Here is a 17234-nt window from a genome sequence, read left to right as displayed (position 1 = left end):
CCTGAGGGTCTATAGGCGGGTAACGGGGTCGACGCGCCAGGGGATGTGCCACTCGGGCGCGCCGTCGGATCGTTCATTGTGAAGCTGAGCATCGACGACGAGGGAGTGCTGGTCCGTACCAGTGCGAGCATTGAACTTGGTGATCGATGCTGCGCGGAAGATGAATGATCCGCGAGTGTGAATGCCCCGTCGGGCGCGACGGACGAACTCCCGGGCTTCATCGACCGTCCGGAGGAAAACTCCCTGCGACGCTCCGTTCTGGGAGCGCCACGCGGCGATGTAACCCACCTCGATCTGGCAGTCGTCAGCGTGACGCCGTCTCGGCATCCGGTCGACGTACAGGATCTGTTCCGTTAGCGAGGAGGCCGAACTCGACAGGTACGAAGGGCTGTGCGGCGCGGCGTGGTCCTCACTCTTCGGATTGCTGCCGAAGAACGAGTGCGCGGACAGGTCGCCCACGGCGATGGCTCCGAGCACCTCGAGGGACGGAACGAGCGGGTGTCGCATGGAGATTCTCCTCGTCATTTCGGTTGGCAAAGAACGTAGGTGGATGCACTCAAAAACGCAAGACGACCTGCAGATTCGTACTTTCGGGTTTCCGTTTACTCAGTCTCTCGTAGTTTCGTATTTTCGTCTCCGAAGAGCGCGTCCATGCGCTTCGCGGACTCGTCCTGGAGGGCCGGGATCACGTGCGAGTAGGTGTTCATCGTGACTGCGATGGCGGAGTGCCCGAGCAGCTCCATCACCACGCGAGGGGCGACGCCTTCCGCGAGCAGCAGTGAGGCGCAGGTGTGGCGAAGGTCGTGCAGTTTGACCCGGCGCAGCTTGGCCTTCTTCAGCAGCGCCTCGAAGGCGCGGTTCACGTTGCGGGGCTCGATCGCGGTGCCGGCCTGGGAGGTGAACGCGAGCGTCGCCTGGTCAATGGGCAGCCCGAGCGAAGCAAACTTCTCTCGCTCGGAGGCGCGGTGCCGGATGAGTGCGTCGATGCAGAACCCGGGCAGCACGACACGACGCCGGGAGGTGTCGGTCTTGGGACTCTTCAGACGCAGCTCGCCCCGCGACCGCTGAAGGGACTGGACGACGTTGAGGTAGCCGTTCTCGAGGTCGATGTCTCCCCAGCGGAGGCCCAGCGCCTCGCCGCGACGGAGGCCGAGACCTAGGTGTTGCGGGTCATGACGTTGTGGACACCGCGTAGGGGATGAAGGAACGGGCCCCTGGACTGCACGATGGGTGGTGTCTAGACAGCCATCTCGCAGCAGGAGGCCCGTTCCATGCACCACCGTAATGCCCCATTGACCGTCGTCGGAAGACAGCGAGCAGTCGCCCAGGTCGTCGACTCCGGCCGCCCGATCGCGCACGTCGCAGCCGAGTTCCGCATCGCCCGCACCACGCTCTCGAAATGGGTCGGCCGCTTCCGCGAGCACGGTGAGGCTGGGCTCGAGGACCACTCCAGCGCGCCAGCGAACCGCCCCACCCGCCTCCCGATCTGGGCGCTCGAGTTGATCGAGTCCTGGCGGCGGAAGAAGAAATGGTCCGCGCGCCGGATCACTCGCGAGCTCGCCGACGGGCATGGCTTCGCATGCTGCGTGCGGACCGTGACGCGGTGGCTGGACCGCCTGGGATTGAACCGGATCCGCGACATCACCCCGGACGGTGAAAACCTCCGCTCACCAGGGAAGATCATCGCCCGCTATCCCGGCCACATGGTCCACATGGACGTCAAGAAGGTCGGCAAGCTCCGAGACGGCGGCGGGTGGTGGGCCCATGGCCGAGGCTCCGTCCAGGACAAGAAGAAGCATGGCCAGAGAGTCGGCTACGCCTACCTCCACTCGATCATCGACGGGTTCTCCCGCCTCGCCTACACCGAAGCGCTCGAGGACGAAAAAGCCTCTACGAGCATCGGTTTCTTCCACCGCGCCCGAGTGTTCTTCGCTGCCCACGGCATCACGAGGATCTCCCGCCTGGTCACCGACAACGGCGCGAACTACACCTCGAAGGCATTCCGCCGCTCGACCCGCGCGTTCATCGGCCGTCACCAGCGCACGAAGATCTACACGCCCCGCCACAACGGGAAGATCGAGCGCTACCAGCGGATCCTGGCCGACGAGTGTCTCTACGCCCGCCCCTACGCCTCCGAGAACGAACGGCGAGAGGCCATCGCGGTCTGGGTCCATCACTATGACTACCATCGCCCCCACACCGCCTGCGGCGACCAACCCCCGGCCTCACGCCTCCACACCGGCGTCGACAACGTCATGACCAACTACACCTAGGTACAGCGTCCACAGCGCTTCCCAAGAAGTCCCCTGCGCTGTCTTGAGAAGGGTGCGGGCTTCCTCAGGGGTCAGCGGCTCGACGTCCTGCTTCGGAGGCGTGGGCACCACGACGAGCTTCGCGACATTGCGGGGGACGAGATCCTCGCGCACCGCATGCTGAAGCGCTGACCGCAGGATGGCGTGCATCTGCTTGACGGTGGCAGCGCCCTTGCCTTCGCGGGTCTTGATCGTGAGGAACGCGCGGACATCCGCCGCTGTGAGCTGTCCGAGCCGCTTCGCACCCAGCAGAGGGACCAGATGATTGCGGATGTACCCCTCGTAGGTCTGGAACGTCGCGGGACTGAGCCGTGCCTCCTGCACATCGCGCATCCAGGTCTCGAAGAGCTCCCTGACCGTCAGCCGGCCGGGCGTGGCGGCGATCCCCGCGCGAGACTTCTCCTGGAGCGCGGCGAGCTTGTCGAAGGCCTCTTTACGCGTCTTCCCGTAGACGGCCTTGCGCTTGCGAGTGCCGTCAGGGGCGAGGACGTAGGCAGCACCCGTCCACCGCCCGTCCTGGCGACGGTAGACGGTGCCTTCCCCGTTCGAGCGGCTCATGCCACGACGGGGGCCGGCTCGAGGTTCTCGACGTACGCGAGAAGATCGGCAGCCTTGATCAGTCGGGAGCGACCGAGCTTGACGCTGGGCAGTTCACCGCAGCGCATCAGGTCGTACACCCTGGTCTTCGAGACGCTGAGCCGATCAGCGACCTCCTCAGCGGTGAAGCAGAGCTTGTCCATGGTTCTTTCCTTTCTCGTGGGGTTGGCGTGCAGCGCGACGGGCTTCCTTCCACTCGCGTGCTGCATCAGCGGCGGAGCGGGCGAGTTCGGCATCACCGGGAGTGAGCCACCCCTGTCCGACGAAGCGGTATTCGTTGAGCACGACGATGTGCTCGGCGGCAGCGACGAGATCGTCCGTCGATGCAGGGTCCGCGTGAGCCTCGAGCTGCTCGCGGTCGCGGTGGTACTTGCGCCGTGCATCGCGCAGCGTGCCGAGGGTGGTCGAGAACCGCCGGGACTTGCTGGCGAAGTGTCCCCGGAAGCCGAGGGCGTCGGACCACTTTCCGAGCAGTGCGTAGGGGCTCGAGAACCCCCCGTGCAGGAGCGCGCGGCCGCACAGCTCGAGGCAGGTCTCTCGGAGCTGCTTCAGGTGGCGATTCGGAGTGCCGTCGACAGCGACATCCCCGGCGGCCTTCGTGGCGTACTTGGCGAGGTAGGCCGACACCATCTCGGGGGAGACGTCGCCGCCATCGTCGGAGTGGCGCTGGACGGGTCGGGCATCGGCCTGGCGACCGAAGCGGAGCACCCGGGCGGTGTCGGAGCCATCGGCCGGAGGAGCATCGACCTCGATGTCGCGTGCGGCCTCCAGACAGCGCTCGGCGAGCCACGAAGCGGGCACGTCGACAGCGGGGGAGGGGAAGGGATCGTCGTCCGACGGGGCACCGTCGAGGCGCACGAGCGCGTGCAGATGGATCGCGCCGCGCTTCTGATACTCGCCGACCTTGGCGAACTGCACGCGCAGGAGGTCCCTCGAGGCCTTCTCGCTCATCCCGAGGTGCGCGGCGACGAGGCGGCGCAGGCGGATCGTGAAGCGTCTCCAGAGTTCGGGGCAGTGCCACTGCCAGACGGTCTGCCACTCGTAGTCGTAGCAGTCCGGGCACAGCGGCTGCCCGATCCGGGCGTCGTCGGCGTCGTGGCGTTCAGTGCAGCGGCGAGGGCGACCGTGCTCGCACAGCCCCGGCGCAGCGTTGGCAGTGCACGGCCGAGGCTTCGCGCCCGGGCGAGTCGACGAGTGGACTGCGCCGAACGAGGGGGCGGTCAGCGTGAGGAACACCAGCGGGTGCGTGGCGACGCTCTCCGGGACCCCCTTGTCCCCGCCGGAGACCCCTGCGGAGAGGAGGTGCCACATGTCGCCCTGGTACTCATGGGAGCACGAAGGGCAACGGGAGGCACGGCGATTGCCGCAGCGGACGTAGAGGACGCTGTCGGGCAGTTCGCGGCTGTCGAATGTGCTCAGGTGCTGCCCGGACCGGCGATCGAAGGTGCGTGCCTGCCCGAAGAGGCGGACGGGGCGGGAGCAGAATCCCGTCGAGGTGACTTGCTTGGACCAGTCCTCGAAGCCGTCAGAGAGCATCCGCGTGAGGGCGGTCGGTTCTTCCACGTCGAGGGAGTAGAGATCGCTGGCGCTCACGATGCCGTTCCTTCCGTGTCGGGCTTGGTCCGAGTGCGTGCCCGAGAACTGCGCGGCTTCTCCGTCGGCTCCGGGAGCACCACGGGGACCGTCGACGGGGCAGGGAACCGCTCGGCCGCAGCCCGGATCAGGTCGTCATTGACGAAAGCGGCGCGCACGCGGACCGGTTCCGAGCCGTCCTCGGGAACCACATAGCCGATGCCCGGCGAGGCGAGCGGGATCTTGTGGCAGAGAGCCCCGGAGGCGATAGCGCCGTCGCCGAGGACCATCGAGGTCTCCTCACGGTCCCGCAGCCGAAGCCCGACCATCTGGGTGAACAGTCCGCGGTTGGGGATCGTCTCCTTCCGGGGATCCTGGAGGCAGGCGACCACGGTGTAGCCGACGGCGCGGCCCTGGGAGCAGAGCAGTGACATCGCGGTGCGGGCGCGGTTCTTGAGATCGCGGTCCTCGATGTACGACGTGAGCGCGGCGACCTCGTCGATCAGGACGACGACCAGCGGCTCATCGACACTCGCGGTGTGCTGGCGGGTGTTCCCGGCCATTCGTTCGAGGCGAGCGCTCATCGCCTCGACGGCGTCCTCGAGGACCACCACGGCTTCCGCAGGTGTCACGGCGTAGCGGGTGAACAGGCTCTTGCCCATGCCCAGCTCCACGCCACCCTTGAGGTCGATCCCGTGGACCTGTGCTTCACCTCGAGCGATGGCGGGACCGAGGCCGATGGTGACGCCCCAGACGAGCGATGCCTTGCCGGAGCCGGAGGAGCCGGCGACGAGGGTGTGGGTACCCGCGATGCGGAGCCACCAGTCATCGTCCGTCGTGTCGACGCCCATCCACACCGAGTGGCCATCCCACGGCTCTCCAGCATCGGGGAGGCCACGGTTCACGGTCTCGGCGAGGGCATCGCCGAAGGTGAAGCTGAGCGTGGGGGAGAGGTCTCCGGTCACCCGGATGTGAGTCGCGCCCACAGTGGTCCGCAGCCGATCAGCGACCGCCTGAAAGTCTTCGACAGTCTGTCCGGTGAGGAGACCGGGAGCGAGAACGAGCTCGTTGTGACGCCAGTGCTTGCTGGCGATCGAGGGAACGCGCAGGTGCTTCTCTCCCGCCCGGTCGATCACGACCGAGGTGAGCCCGCACTCCTCCATGAGCAGCGGCCAGGTCTCGATCAGATCCAGCCAGAGTTCCCGGCGCCAGAGAGGGCGAGAGATGGCTCGGTAGTAGGTCTCGGGGTAGAACCGGGCCCAGAGCGCGAAGTACAGCGTGATGGCTCCGACGACGGCGAAGGGCTTCCAGCTGCCCAGCAGGTCGGCCGCGAGCCAGGTGAACATCACGACGACGAACCAGAACCGGTGGAACCATCGCACGTGGCCCCAAAGGCCAGCGATGATCCATCGCCGCTCGGCGAGGCCGAAGCGGAAGGCGAGGGAGGCGGTGTGCATCGCTCACGCACCCCCGAACGCCAGCTGCCAGCCGAGCGGGATGACCTGCCAGAGCAGGATCCCGATCGCTGCGACGTTGAGCAGACGCATCGCCTTCCGCTCCATGATCACGCCGCCTCGGTGCTCGAGGTGCGGGAGGAGGTCTTGGCCTCGGCGAAGCCCGTGGCCCTCAGCGAGTACGCGATCTTGGGGAAGTTCCCGTTGGTGTCGACGTACGGCGTGAGGGTGAGCCCCTCGAAGGCGACAGCGCGGAAGGGGCCGGTGGTCGGTCCCTTGGGCGGCACCGGTTGGTGGTCGGAGGAGACCTTCACGGTCACCTCGGCCTGCCCCTTCCGGCTCTCCGGGTCGGGATCGAGCACCCGCACCTGCCAGACACGCTGGCCAGAAATCTTGTCTCGCAGCTGAGGGTCGACCTCGCCGGCCCTCTTCTTGTCGAAGTCATCGGCCGCGATGACCTCGCCGATCATGTACGCACCCTGCGGGAACACGTCCTCCATCTGGACGGGGAACCGGGTCTGGACAGCCATGTCTACTCCTAGTGGTTGAGCAAGTACAGCACTTATCCCTAGTGATAACTACTGATCCGAGACTGGCATGCCGAGCGCCCGCTGTCAACTAGGGATAGGATTAAGGCCTCCGTTATCCCTAGGTGAGGTCCGTATGGTCGCCAAGTTCGTGCAGATCGCCGACGAGCTGCGTGCTCGCGTGCGCGATGCGCAGTACGCCGAAGGCACTGTGCTGCCCCGCCAGTCGGAGCTGGCCACTGAGTTCGACGTCAACGTCAACACCGTGTCTGCTGCGCTGAAGCTGCTCGAGCGCGAGGGGCTCGTGCAGTCGAGGCGCAGTCAGGGCACGGTGGTGCTCCCACAGATCCCACTGCGCAAGGTGGGCATGGACCGATACTCGCGACGTCAGTGGGAGAGCCCCCCGGGCGACGAGGACGGAGCGCTCTACCTTGACGAGCGAGGGTGGCAGCCGGCAGCGCAGTCCACCGAGATCTCGATCGAGCCCGCCACTGAGGAGATGGCTCGTCGGCTAGAGATCGGCGAAGGGGAAGACGTTGTGAGGAGAGCCAGGGTGATCCGGGACGCGCGCGGCACGGTCACGCACACTCTGGTGAGCTACTACCCCTACCGCATCGCGAAGGGCACACTGCTCATGAGTGAGGAGCAGGGGCCGGCAGGGCGCGGAGGAGCATTCCGAGTCCTGACTGACCTAGGGCACGAGCCGCACAGCATCAACGAGAGGCTGCACGCGCGCTTGCCCGACGGCGACGAGGCTCAGTCGCTCGAGATGGGCATCGGCGAACCGGTCGTCGAGATGCGTCGGCGCACGTACGACGGCAGTGGCGTCCCCATCGAGTACGCGATCGGCCTGCACCGCGCGAGCCGGTTCCAGTGGAATTACACCTTCGATGTTCCGGAATGACATATTACGAAGCTGTGACGGTTCGTTCGGCCCCTGAGGTCGAGTGTGTAGCGGGGGGACTCCGGTCGTACCGCCCGGCCCCGTTCGGCGGTGCCGATGCTGGGACAACAGCCGGTAGCCCGGGGTAAGCTCGGGCGAGGTCCGGCAATGATGTAGAGGGGTGTGGGAAACCGTGCAGAATACGCTTCACTTTGGAGACTGCCTCGGGGTCATGAAGAAAATGGACTCTGAGTCAATTGACGTCATCTACCTCGATCCGCCTTTCAACTCTAATGCGGTCTATAACGTCGGATTCGCATCAGCAGGTGATGCGAGCGCCCAAATTCACGCTTTCGATGACACCTGGAAATGGACACACGAAACATCAGTCAATTTCGACTTCCTTGTAAGTGAGGGTGGCCTTCCCGACCTTGCCGCAGAAGCGCTTTCGGCGGTCCGGACGCTCGCGAAAGAGTCGCCGCTTACGGCCTACATGACCATGATGGCCCCTCGCCTTGTAGAAATACACCGATTGGTTAAGAGAACTGGTTCGGTATACCTGCACTGCGACCCAACAGCATCCCACTATCTCAAAGTGATGATGGACGCGATCTTCGGGCCGAAATCATTTCGCAATGAGATCATCTGGAAGCGCACCGGCGGTCACGCTCCACGAAAATCTTACGGCCCGATTCACGACACAATACTCTTCTATACCAAGAGCGAGTCTGGCTACTATTTTAAGCCCCTAAAGAGTCCATACACTCGAGACCACGTGAAGTCGCGCTACAGGCAGCTTCCCGACGGGCGCTTGAAGTTCACCTCTGGCGGAAACGTTCTGACTGGTGCAAATGTCAGTCGCGGTGAGTCGGGGAAGCCATGGCGTGGAGTCGACCCCTCTAAGAAAAATAGACACTGGGCTGTGCCAGGATTCATTGCTGACCAGATGCCGGATGGGTTCCGCGATCTAGGAACAATTGAGCAACTTGAGGCTGCATATCAGGCCGGGCTGATAGAATTCATTCCGGGTCGAGCTTGGCCCGAGCCGGTAAGATTCCTCGAAGATGACGCGGGCACTGCGCTCGGCGATATCTGGGCGTATCAGCCCGGAACCGCTGGTAGCCTGCACGGGACCGAGGACGAGATCGATTCCGATGTCGCCTATCTTGGCCCAACAAGTCCCGAGCGCCTGGGGTACCCAACTCAGAAGCCAACCGGACTTCTCGAAAGAATTCTTCGAGCATCGTGCCCTCCGGGCGGTGTCGTGATGGACCCATTCTGTGGTTGCGGTACAACAATCGCAGCCGCGCAGAATCTCGGTCTATCTTGGATCGGAATCGATATAACGTTCATCGCCGTCGATCTAATTATCAATCGGATCCGAACTGCATACGGTGACGACGTGGCAGATGCCATCGACGTTCGAGGCATCCCAGAAGATCTTGCTGGCGCACGGAAGCTGTTCGAGAGGGATCCTTTTGAGTTTGAGAGGTGGGCTGTGAGTCTCGTTAAGGGAACTCCGAACCAGAAGCAGGTTGGCGATAAAGGCAGGGATGGCATCATTCGATACTACAAGGGTCGAAAAACTAAGCCGGGGCAGATAGTCGTCTCGGTTAAAGGTGGAAAGCAGCTCAACCCTGCGATGGTCCGCGACCTCCAGGGCACCGTCGCCAATAATGCAAAGTTCGACGGCGGTATCCTTATCACGATGTGGGACCCGACGAGAGGGATGCGGGAGGCTGCCAATGGTGCGGGGGTATGGCTTGACCCCGCTGGCGCGGCGCACGCAAAGATCCAACTGATTACAGTCCCTGAACTGCTTTCAGGAAAGAGAATTGACGTCCCACTTATTGTGCCCCCATACACGGAAGCGCGTCCAATTTCCGAGACTTCGGAGCAGATGCTCATAGACTTCGATGCCTAGGTATCTGGACGTAACCCTCAAGCTTTCAGTTCCTAGCCTATCGTTCTTACGTACCTGCGCCATGTCTTCGAGTGCAGCGCGGAGGGTCTAACTGTGCCTCCGAACAGGCTCTGCATATCCGTGAGAACTTTCTCTACTCCTTCAAGGGGCGGCTGCGCCGCCGCATGCGACGGAGGGGCCCGTTGTCCTCGCTGCGCTGCGGGCCCGGCCCCTCCGTCGCATGCGTATCTGGCGCTAGAGACCGTCGACGCTCTCGACCTGCGTAACCTCTACACCGCACTTGCGAAAAAGCTCTGAAAAGAACTCAGGCGCTTTGCCGTTGGCCTGGCTTGTCACAAGCCTGTAAGAGTCTGCATGCTTATGCCGCTGGACGCCGTTATCGCTTTCCCACTTCGTGAAGGCAGTGTCCCACTCCGGCCATTCGGCCTTCAGGTAGGTCTCCAAGATGTCCTCAAAGACCGCAAAGGTGTCATGCAGTCCCGTCTTCGGAAAGTCCACAGGCGCTCCACCGAAGTGTTCGATTAGTTGGCGATTTAGCTTGGCATTCTCGGCGAGTTGCTTCTGCAATTGAGAGGGGTCTTTTATGCGATCGCCAACGTTGGCGTCTCCGTCAAAAAGTACGTAGTTGGGGATCCCGAGCTCAGTAAGGATCGCGGAGAACAGCACCACGTCACGTTTCGTCGTGGCCGGGACTACGGCCAATCCCGCAACTTCGATTGCCGTCTTGGAAAGACGGTCGCCTACGCCAAGTACGACGGCTGCGTCTGTCGTCCCTTCCACTACCAGCACCCGCTCTGCGAAGAGAGCTACGGGCAGTCGATCGCTAATTACGCGAGAGACCTGGCTGGCAAATACCTTTGGGGCAATAATCTTCGCAACCTTGTCGCGAATACTATTCATTTTGCTCGACGTTACTGTCGGACTCGAGGAAGTGCCGCTTGCCTGGGTAACCCGACGAATCTCATGAAAATTCTGAGGGTCGACGAAAGTTGGGCTATGTGTAGCGTATGTTACCTGGACTTGACTGTCCCTAGCGGTGCTTAGCTCCCGAAGAACTCTTGCGAACGCCTTCTCTTGTAATGGATGCTGAAAAAGTTCAGGCTCCTCGATGGCGAGGCATATCGTCCCATCGCTCCCCGCTGGGCCAGTGCTGGCCAGTACTTGAAGCGCGGCCACCAGGAGTGTGCGCTGGAATCCATGCCCCTGACCTTCGACGTCAGTCCTGGTATCTCCCTTGGTAACCTCGACTGCGAACGTCGTGCGTGGAGCCTTCAAGTCAAACTCTGCCGGTTCTACGTTTACGCTGTGCCCCTGGGAGTATCGTGCGATCTCGGCGTTGAGTGAATCGGCGACGCTCTGCAACTGATCGCCGAAGGCGTCCTTGTATGCGTCTTTCTGTTTTTGTCTAAGGTCTTCCGTTAGGTCTACGAGTGACTTATCTGCCGCGCTACGATCGACCGCTTGCTCCAGAATTCGTCCGATGATGCTTGACTTGGCGTCAATCGACTCCTCACTGGCGCGCAAGTCTGCGCCAACAAATATGTAATCAAATACGCCTCGAAGCCTTCCTCGCGAATTGAAACCGAAGAAGTTGGTTTCGAGCTGCTCGGAGACTTTCGACAGGAGTCCGGGATTTTTTGCCTCCCAGACTGTCATTGCGTCCGCAATAGCCCCCGCCGTTTTCGCATCATCAAGATTTAAGTCGGGCCGACTGTCGCGAAGCTCCTTGTACAGTCGCTTCTTTTCTGTCGCGGCCGTGGCGAGACTTATCGGGCCGAACAGGTCGAACCCCTTAGAGTTGGCTGACCGAATGTCTGCCCCGTTTGCGTCATGAGTTCGCCAACAGGTAAACGTGTCAGCATCTTCTGGGGCGTATTTGCCTAGAGCCTGGCGATCTGCGGGGGTCAATTTGTCGAATGTAACCTCGACCTGAATTGGGTTGCTCGAGTCTTGGTGATGAAAGTCGCGCTCAGTGAGGCTACTCTGCGCACCATTGAAGAACCAGTCTAGGGCTCGAAGAATATTTGACTTCCCGGCCCCATTTGGCCCAATGAATGCGGTTATATCCGAAAAGTTAATGCATACTTCTTTGAATGCACGGAAGTTCCGTATTTCAATGGTCTTGATTCGCACCTAGTTCACTCCCGATGTATCGAAGGGCCTCGCCGCTCCCTGGGGTAGTGGCTCCCCAGCCGATGCTGCTGATTCGGTAGCCTAGCTCGGTGTGACTAGATCAAGGCCGCGTCTGCGGGAGTAGCTTGACAGCAACGCTGACAGCAACGCGAAGGCGTCTGTCGGGCTTGAGCTGACCGAGAGGGTGCTCTGGCCTGCCAGAATCTGCTCGGCCACATGTGCGCTGACGGACTTTTAATCCGCGGGTCGAGGGTTCGATCCCCTCCAGGCCCACCCTGGTCAGAGCAAAGATCGTAGATCTGAGTACCGCCCCGGATGGGGCAATGCCAGCGACGCGGCTACGTGTGCTGTGCCGGACGAGGAGTGACGGCAGCCGCGCAAAGGCGACGCAGAAGATTCTGTAGGGACCGGTGCACGGTTAGGTGAAGATCACGCCTAATCGCGATTCAGTCCCCTCCTGAAAGGCTGCCCGATAGGCGGTCGGCGAGGTTCCGACGATGGATCCGAAGTGTCGGCGGAGGTTCGTGTCGGAGCGCAACCCGCTTGCATCGGCGATCTGGGTGACGGTGAGGTCGGTTCGCTCAAGGAGTTCGCGGGCATGGTCGATGCGGGCGCGGAGCACCCATTGCATAGGGGTGATGCCGGTGTCGGCGGTGAATCGTCGTGAGAACGTGCGGGGTGAGACGTTGGCTTGCCGCGCGAGCGCCGTGAGTGAGAGGTCGCCGTGGAGATGGGCGAGTGCCCAGGCGCGGGTTGCTGCGAAGACGTCGCCGAGGGGTTCAGGAATGCTGCGGGGGACGTACTGCGCTTGGCCGCCGCTGCGGTACGGGGCGCTGACGAGGCGCCGTGCGACGCGGTTCGCGAGCGCGACGCCGTGGTCCCGCCTGATGAGGTGCAGACAGAGGTCGATACCGCTGGCGGCGCCGGCGCTGGTGAGGACCTGACCGGCGTCGACGAAGAGCACGTTCTCATCCACGTCGATCGTCGGGTACTGCTCGTGGAGGATGTGCGTGTAGTGCCAGTGTGTGGTTGCGAGGTGACCATCGAGCAGCCCCGCAGCGGCGAGGGTGAATGCGCCGGTAGAGATGGCCGCGATGCGGGTGCCGCGTTCGTGTGCTGCTCGGAGGGCGGCGATCACCGTGGATGGGGTGGTGGTGTCGGCCGGGTTCCGGTAGCCGGGCACGAGGACGGTGTCCGCCCATGCGAGGGCCTCGAGGTCGTGGCTGACGGCGTAGCCCAGTCCGTTCCATCCTTCGACCGTGCCGACCTGTTCGCCGCAGACCCGTACTTCGTAGGGCATGCTCGGCCGTTTCGCGAAGACATGCGCCGCGATTCCGACGTCGAGCGCCTTCGCTCCGTCGAGGATGAGCACTGCTACGCGGTGGTCCCGAACGGCATTCATAGACGTGAATCTAGCGCGCATCGAGCCACCGCCGGGTACGGGCCTGCGCAACTACGACTACGCTCCCGAAGACGACAAGCAACACGATGACGGCCGCGGCCCCATACACAGCACGATACGGATCAGGAAAGACCCCGAGCCCAGCGATGAGGAGACCCGCCAGGACGGCGCCCACTCGGCGCGTGTTCGTGAACAGTCCCGACGCCAGTCCCGGGTTGGGGAAGACGTCCTGGAAGACGGTCAGGCCGACGCCTGCAACCACGGCGAAGAACCAGGCGTTCAGCGGCTGCAGGGCCAACAGCTGCCACGGCTCGTGAACAAGCGTAGCGAGCCCGTAGTAGAGGACTCCAGCGGCCCAACCGGTACCAAGGAGTCGTCGGGCCCGGGTTCGCTCGTGGAGGCGGCCAATGATCATCAGCCCGGGGACTTCCATGAAGGCGGCAGCCCCGAGGACGACGCCCGCCCAGACAATCGGGGCGTGCAGGTCATGAGTGACGAACAGCGTCGCCACAGTGACGGTGGCGATGTTCGACGCCTGCAGGAGGATGAAGGCCGTGACGACTGCGCAACGAGACCATCCGCGCAATTGCTTGAGCAGGCTCGGACGAGGCGCGTCGTCATACCTGGGGTTCGGGGTGCGTCGGCGCAGGAGCAGCAGCGCCGTAACAACGTTGACCAAGCCGATCCCGGCAAGTAGCAGCAGCACAGCAGGTGTTCCGGATGCGCCCGCGATCAGGGTCGCGAGCGGTGGACCGATCACCCAGGCGAGCGAGACGATCGCGCGGGTCCGGATGACCTGAGCGGGCGGTGCGCCCTCGTGACGCAGCTGCGCGAAGAGCAGAGTCGATCCCACCCCGGTCGGCCCGCCGAGAACGATCAGTGCGATCACCGCGATCGGCAACGACGTCGTCACCGCAAGGACTACGACCAGGCCAACCCCGCCGAGCGCACAGAACACGAGCGGGCGAAGGTAGTCGCCCGACCGGTCGGCCAATGTTGGGATGACCAGCGACGCGATGAAACCACCGAGGTTGTAGAGGCCGAGCGCCCAGCCGACCTGTGACGGTGTTGCACCGTAGAGAGTGACGAGGAGAACCGCGAGGAGGGGGTTGAGAACTGCGAACTGGAGTGCCCAGAACCATGCGGCTACCGGCCAGAGCACTCGCCCTTGTCGCTGGAGACAGCTACCCGTCACCGGTGCCCCACGACGAGCCGGAGAGAGCCGTCGAACGTCGGCTGAGTACGTAGATGCCCATAACGGTCATCCCAAGCCCCGGACGCGAGATCCGCGCGAAGAGCCCTGTCGAAACGGTCTTCGGTCTTATGGCTCACGAAGCTCCACGCCGAGTTCGCGCGTCGCGCGCCGGGATCGAGGAGCGCTTCCGGGCGGCCATAGTAGGCCTCGGAGAACCCGTCGACGCACGCTAAAGGAATCGGTAGGTGCTCGACCTTGACCGTCCCACCCAGACCCGAACGCACATCGGTGATCGTGGGATAGCGGCTGGCTTCTGTAGCGATCACTTCGGGCGCGTAGTCGTTGATCCAAGAACGCTCGAGCGCGGCAGGGTCGCACGTGAGGATCACCACCGGCCCGCGGGTCACTCGCCGCACCTCGCGGAGCCCACCGTGCAGGTCACGCCACTGGTGCACGGTGAACGACGCCAATGCAGCGTCGAAGGTGCGATCGGAGAACGGCAGATCCTCCGCGACGGCGTCCACCACTTGGGCTGCTCCAACCGGTCGTTGCGCCCGCATCGCGGCACTGGGCTCGACCGCCGTCACCGTGAGGTGATCCGGTTCGTATGAGCCAGCGCCAGCACCGACATTCACCAGAGTCTGCGCGCCGTTGAGGGCCGCGTGGATGGCGTCGACGAAGACTGGCTCGGGTTGCCGGTACCGCGAGTAGCCTGATCCGATCGACCCGTAGTCCGCGTCTCCAGCGCTTCCGTCCCCGCCTTCGTGGTCAGCGGCTGATCGTTTTTCTGTCATGCCGCCACCCAACTGCGAACCCTCACTTAGCACCAGTCGCAGCCCAGTCACCGGTCGTACAGATCGCGCCAACCCTAATCAGCGCAAGATCCGTAACGGTCGCGACTACTCGATCGATTCCACGAGCAGCGGGACTGCTGCACGTTTAGGTCAGGTCAATATGTCACCTATCGACGCGGCAGCCCCCATGCTCGAGGCGGCGACGCGTCACAGGGCCCAGGCTGGAAGGAACCAGCGTGAGCGACCGCGACGACCCGACTCCGATCGCACCTCTCCTGATCGGCCGAGTCATGCTCCGTCGAGCGCCGTCAGAACTCGTATACCGTGAGCACTTGGCGCTGGTGCCACAGCCCGGGTTGCGCCATGCCTGCGTCGTGATCGGGCTTCTCGTCCCCAAAGGTGGCCTTGTGCGTTCCCGCAGAACTCTTCTTCCTCGAGTCCCCATCTACATTCTCGTGAGCATCATCCCTGAGACCTTCGGAGGGATGATCACCGTCGCACTGCAACGTGCCTCTGCCTTCGCGGATCTCGACCACCGCAAGATCGAAGTGCTTACGAAGTCACCGAACATGGTCGACCAGGACGTTCGTACACAGCAGCTGCGCAGTTCAGGGCAGATTAGCGACAATGTTCGGATCCGCAACGTCTGGTCGGACCTCGAGACCCGTTCAGACGAAGCCCTTGCCGGGTTTCCGTCTCGTGTCGACCCATTGATGCCAACGGCGGATGAGCTTCCTCTGCCTGAGGAAACGAACCAGTCGCGGAGGCTCAGCGAAGACGGGGCCGTGCTTCAGATCGACCGATTCCGCTCGGACGGGACGAGGGCGATCTGCGACGAACGGGACGTGGAGCACCGCGGCGAAGCCGGCGATCGCCTCATCACGCTCTTCACGCGAGATGGCCGGCCACGAGCTCAGTGGCGCAGTGAACGCCAGCTCTACCACGCGTGGCTTGACTGGGTGATCGGCGCCGACGAATCGATCGTGATCGTCGACTCTGCGACGGCCGGGAACGTCTTCTTCGACTACCAGCGCGACAACGTGACTACTGTCCAAGCGATCCATAACCACCACCTCCTCCAGATGCGTTCCAACGAACGCGGTGGCGTGGCCCCTAGCGTCATGCGCATGCTCACCCACCTGGACTGGTTCGATGCAGTCGCGATTCTGACAGCCCGTCAACAGGCCGGATTCCTCGAAGCCGGCTTAGTCAGCGAGAACAGCTTCGTCGCGCCCAACATGTTGGCCCATCCGGCCGCGAAACCGTCGGCCGAGCGAGAACGGTCTGGCGGTGTCATCGTGGCTCGTCAGGTGACTCAGAAGCGACTCGACCACGCACTCGATGCTCTGGCACGTGCACGTGCCGAAGGTATACATACCCAGGTCGACATTTTTGGTCTCGGGCCGCTGACCCGTCGCCTCACCAGGCAAGCGGCAAAGCTCGGGCTTAGCGAGGTCGTCGACTGGAAGGGGTACGACTCCAACGCCAAGGCGAGCTTCGGCACGGCATCCTTCACACTGATGAGCAGTCGCTATGAAGGCCATCCGGTCGCCCTTCTGGAAGCCATGTCAGCAGGATGCATCCCGATCGTCTACGACATCGAGTTCGGCCCCAGCGACGTCGTCACCGATGGGGTAGACGGCTTCCTCGTGCCGCCGGGGGACATCGAGGGGATGGCAGAGGCGCTTATCAAGCTCCATGGCATGACGAACCGGCAACGAGCCCGGATGCGGAAGGCCGCGATCCGACGTTCGCGCGACTTCTCGCCGGCGAACGTCACCAAGGTCTGGGGAGAACAGCTCGCGAAGGCCCAGAAACGCAAGACGACTCTTCGGGCACGGAAGCTCGACGCGGAACTGATCGCGGTCTCCTTGACCGCAAAAGGCCTGCACCTCCGACTCAAGGTGACCTCGGAGATGGGTGGCGATATGCGTGACGTGATGCTCGGCTGGATCGGTCGAGGACGGGATGCGTACGGTCGCGTTCCCGCTCAGGCAAAAAAGACCCGTGGTGGTCTCGTCATCGAGGGGACCGTCACCGCTGCCGAGCTCAAGGCCATTGAAGGGAATTCCGCCCTAGATCTCTACGCGTTCGTCCGTGGCTCTGCGACATGGGGACGTACGCGGATCGCGAGTTCGGGTGTGCAGATGCCCAAGGCGAGGGACGGATTGCTTCCGTACACCACAGCGGCGGGAAACCTCAGCGTGCGCCGCGAGGCGTAAGCGCAGCGTTCGGCAAGCGTGACCATGGAGTAGTCCGAGGTACGACGAGATAAGGGCATGACGAAAGCTCCCCGACTCTCCCGTACAAGGATGGGGCGCGTCCTGTAAGGACCACTCTGGAGGGCTTCGATCGCCTGAACAACCACGCTCACAGTACGGCCGCCGCAGGCGATACTCACGCACGTCGGCCCGTACGGTCGTTCTCAGCGACTGCGCACG

General features: G+C 63.2%; 15 protein-coding genes and 1 tRNA gene. 5 read left to right on the top strand and 11 right to left on the bottom strand.

Going from position 1 to position 17234, the window contains the following annotated elements; all coding sequences use genetic code 11:
* Nucleotides 1–9: 9 nt before the first annotated feature.
* Nucleotides 10–507 carry a hypothetical protein gene (locus CIK81_RS11265; RefSeq protein WP_114355719.1) on the bottom strand — a complete coding sequence of 166 codons (498 nt, stop codon included), beginning with the start codon at nt 505–507 and terminating at the stop codon, nt 10–12.
* 95 nt (nt 508–602) lie between these two features.
* Nucleotides 603–1277, bottom strand: a complete 675-nt coding sequence (locus CIK81_RS11260; RefSeq protein ID WP_241964136.1) for a site-specific integrase — start codon at nt 1275–1277, stop codon at nt 603–605.
* On the opposite strand from CIK81_RS11260, the gene CIK81_RS11255 reads away from it, so the two are divergent.
* A complete protein-coding gene (locus CIK81_RS11255; protein WP_114355717.1) occupies nt 1272–2273 on the top strand; it encodes an IS481 family transposase in 1002 nt (333 codons plus the stop codon). The genes CIK81_RS11260 and CIK81_RS11255 overlap by 6 nt on opposite strands.
* Here CIK81_RS11255 and xerC read toward each other — a convergent pair.
* The 5 genes from xerC to CIK81_RS11235 all read right to left on the bottom strand — a co-directional run bounded on the left by xerC (nt 2226) and on the right by CIK81_RS11235 (nt 6465).
* Entirely contained in the window at nt 2226–2870 is a 645-nt protein-coding gene (gene xerC / locus CIK81_RS11250) for a tyrosine recombinase XerC (RefSeq protein ID WP_114355716.1), read from the bottom strand. The two genes, CIK81_RS11255 and xerC, sit on opposite strands and share 48 nt — an antisense overlap.
* On the bottom strand, nt 2867–3052 hold the full coding sequence (locus tag CIK81_RS18205; protein WP_053917083.1) for a helix-turn-helix domain-containing protein: 186 nt from the start codon (nt 3050–3052) through the stop codon (nt 2867–2869). The genes xerC and CIK81_RS18205 overlap by 4 nt, the downstream gene beginning before the upstream one ends.
* The gene (locus CIK81_RS18200) at nt 3027–4502 is read right to left on the bottom strand and encodes a replication initiator (protein ID WP_158542004.1); all 1476 of its coding nucleotides are present in this window, start codon (nt 4500–4502) and stop codon (nt 3027–3029) included. The genes CIK81_RS18205 and CIK81_RS18200 overlap by 26 nt, the downstream gene beginning before the upstream one ends.
* Nucleotides 4499–5938: a hypothetical protein gene (locus CIK81_RS11240; RefSeq protein ID WP_114355715.1), complete on the bottom strand. Its 1440-nt coding sequence runs from the start codon at nt 5936–5938 to the stop codon at nt 4499–4501. The genes CIK81_RS18200 and CIK81_RS11240 overlap by 4 nt, the downstream gene beginning before the upstream one ends.
* Nucleotides 5939–6045: 107 nt before the next feature.
* Entirely contained in the window at nt 6046–6465 is a 420-nt protein-coding gene (locus tag CIK81_RS11235) for a plasmid replication, integration and excision activator (protein ID WP_114355714.1), read from the bottom strand.
* Between the two features lie 67 nt (nt 6466–6532).
* Between CIK81_RS11235 and CIK81_RS11230 the strand changes: the two genes are divergently transcribed.
* Entirely contained in the window at nt 6533–7366 is an 834-nt protein-coding gene (locus CIK81_RS11230; RefSeq protein WP_114355713.1) for a GntR family transcriptional regulator, read from the top strand.
* Nucleotides 7367–7577: 211 nt separating this feature from the next.
* Complete coding sequence (locus CIK81_RS11225; protein ID WP_147272355.1) at nt 7578–9269, top strand: DNA methyltransferase; 1692 nt, start codon at nt 7578–7580, stop codon at nt 9267–9269.
* Between the two features lie 234 nt (nt 9270–9503).
* Here CIK81_RS11225 and CIK81_RS11220 read toward each other — a convergent pair whose 3' ends face one another.
* Nucleotides 9504–11402 carry an ATP-dependent endonuclease gene (locus tag CIK81_RS11220; protein WP_114355711.1) on the bottom strand — a complete coding sequence of 633 codons (1899 nt, stop codon included), beginning with the start codon at nt 11400–11402 and terminating at the stop codon, nt 9504–9506.
* A gap of 163 nt (nt 11403–11565) precedes the next feature.
* On the opposite strand from CIK81_RS11220, the gene CIK81_RS18195 reads away from it, so the two are divergent.
* Nucleotides 11566–11675, top strand: a tRNA-OTHER gene (locus tag CIK81_RS18195).
* A 145-nt stretch (nt 11676–11820) separates the two neighbouring features.
* On the opposite strand, the gene CIK81_RS11215 is transcribed toward CIK81_RS18195, so the two are convergent.
* From CIK81_RS11215 to CIK81_RS11205, 3 genes are read right to left on the bottom strand one after another with little or no spacing between them, the layout of a single operon-like run.
* Nucleotides 11821–12804 carry a GlxA family transcriptional regulator gene (locus CIK81_RS11215; protein WP_096166593.1) on the bottom strand — a complete coding sequence of 328 codons (984 nt, stop codon included), beginning with the start codon at nt 12802–12804 and terminating at the stop codon, nt 11821–11823.
* Between the two features lie 10 nt (nt 12805–12814).
* The gene (locus tag CIK81_RS11210) at nt 12815–13966 is read right to left on the bottom strand and encodes an MFS transporter (protein WP_158542002.1); all 1152 of its coding nucleotides are present in this window, start codon (nt 13964–13966) and stop codon (nt 12815–12817) included.
* 29 nt (nt 13967–13995) lie between these two features.
* The gene (locus CIK81_RS11205) at nt 13996–14793 is read right to left on the bottom strand and encodes a class I SAM-dependent methyltransferase (protein ID WP_096166613.1); all 798 of its coding nucleotides are present in this window, start codon (nt 14791–14793) and stop codon (nt 13996–13998) included.
* Between the two features lie 236 nt (nt 14794–15029).
* On the opposite strand from CIK81_RS11205, the gene CIK81_RS11200 reads away from it, so the two are divergent.
* Nucleotides 15030–17015, top strand: coding sequence for a glycosyltransferase (locus CIK81_RS11200; protein ID WP_114355709.1), 1986 nt, complete (start codon nt 15030–15032; stop codon nt 17013–17015).
* Nucleotides 17016–17234: the final 219 nt, after the last annotated feature.

It is taken from the genome of Brachybacterium sp. JB7 (genome assembly GCF_003335205.1).
Taxonomy (GTDB): Bacteria; Actinomycetota; Actinomycetes; order Actinomycetales; family Dermabacteraceae; genus Brachybacterium; species Brachybacterium alimentarium.
Note: the sequence above shows the minus strand (reverse complement) of the source record. Positions and strands in the feature narration are given on the sequence as shown.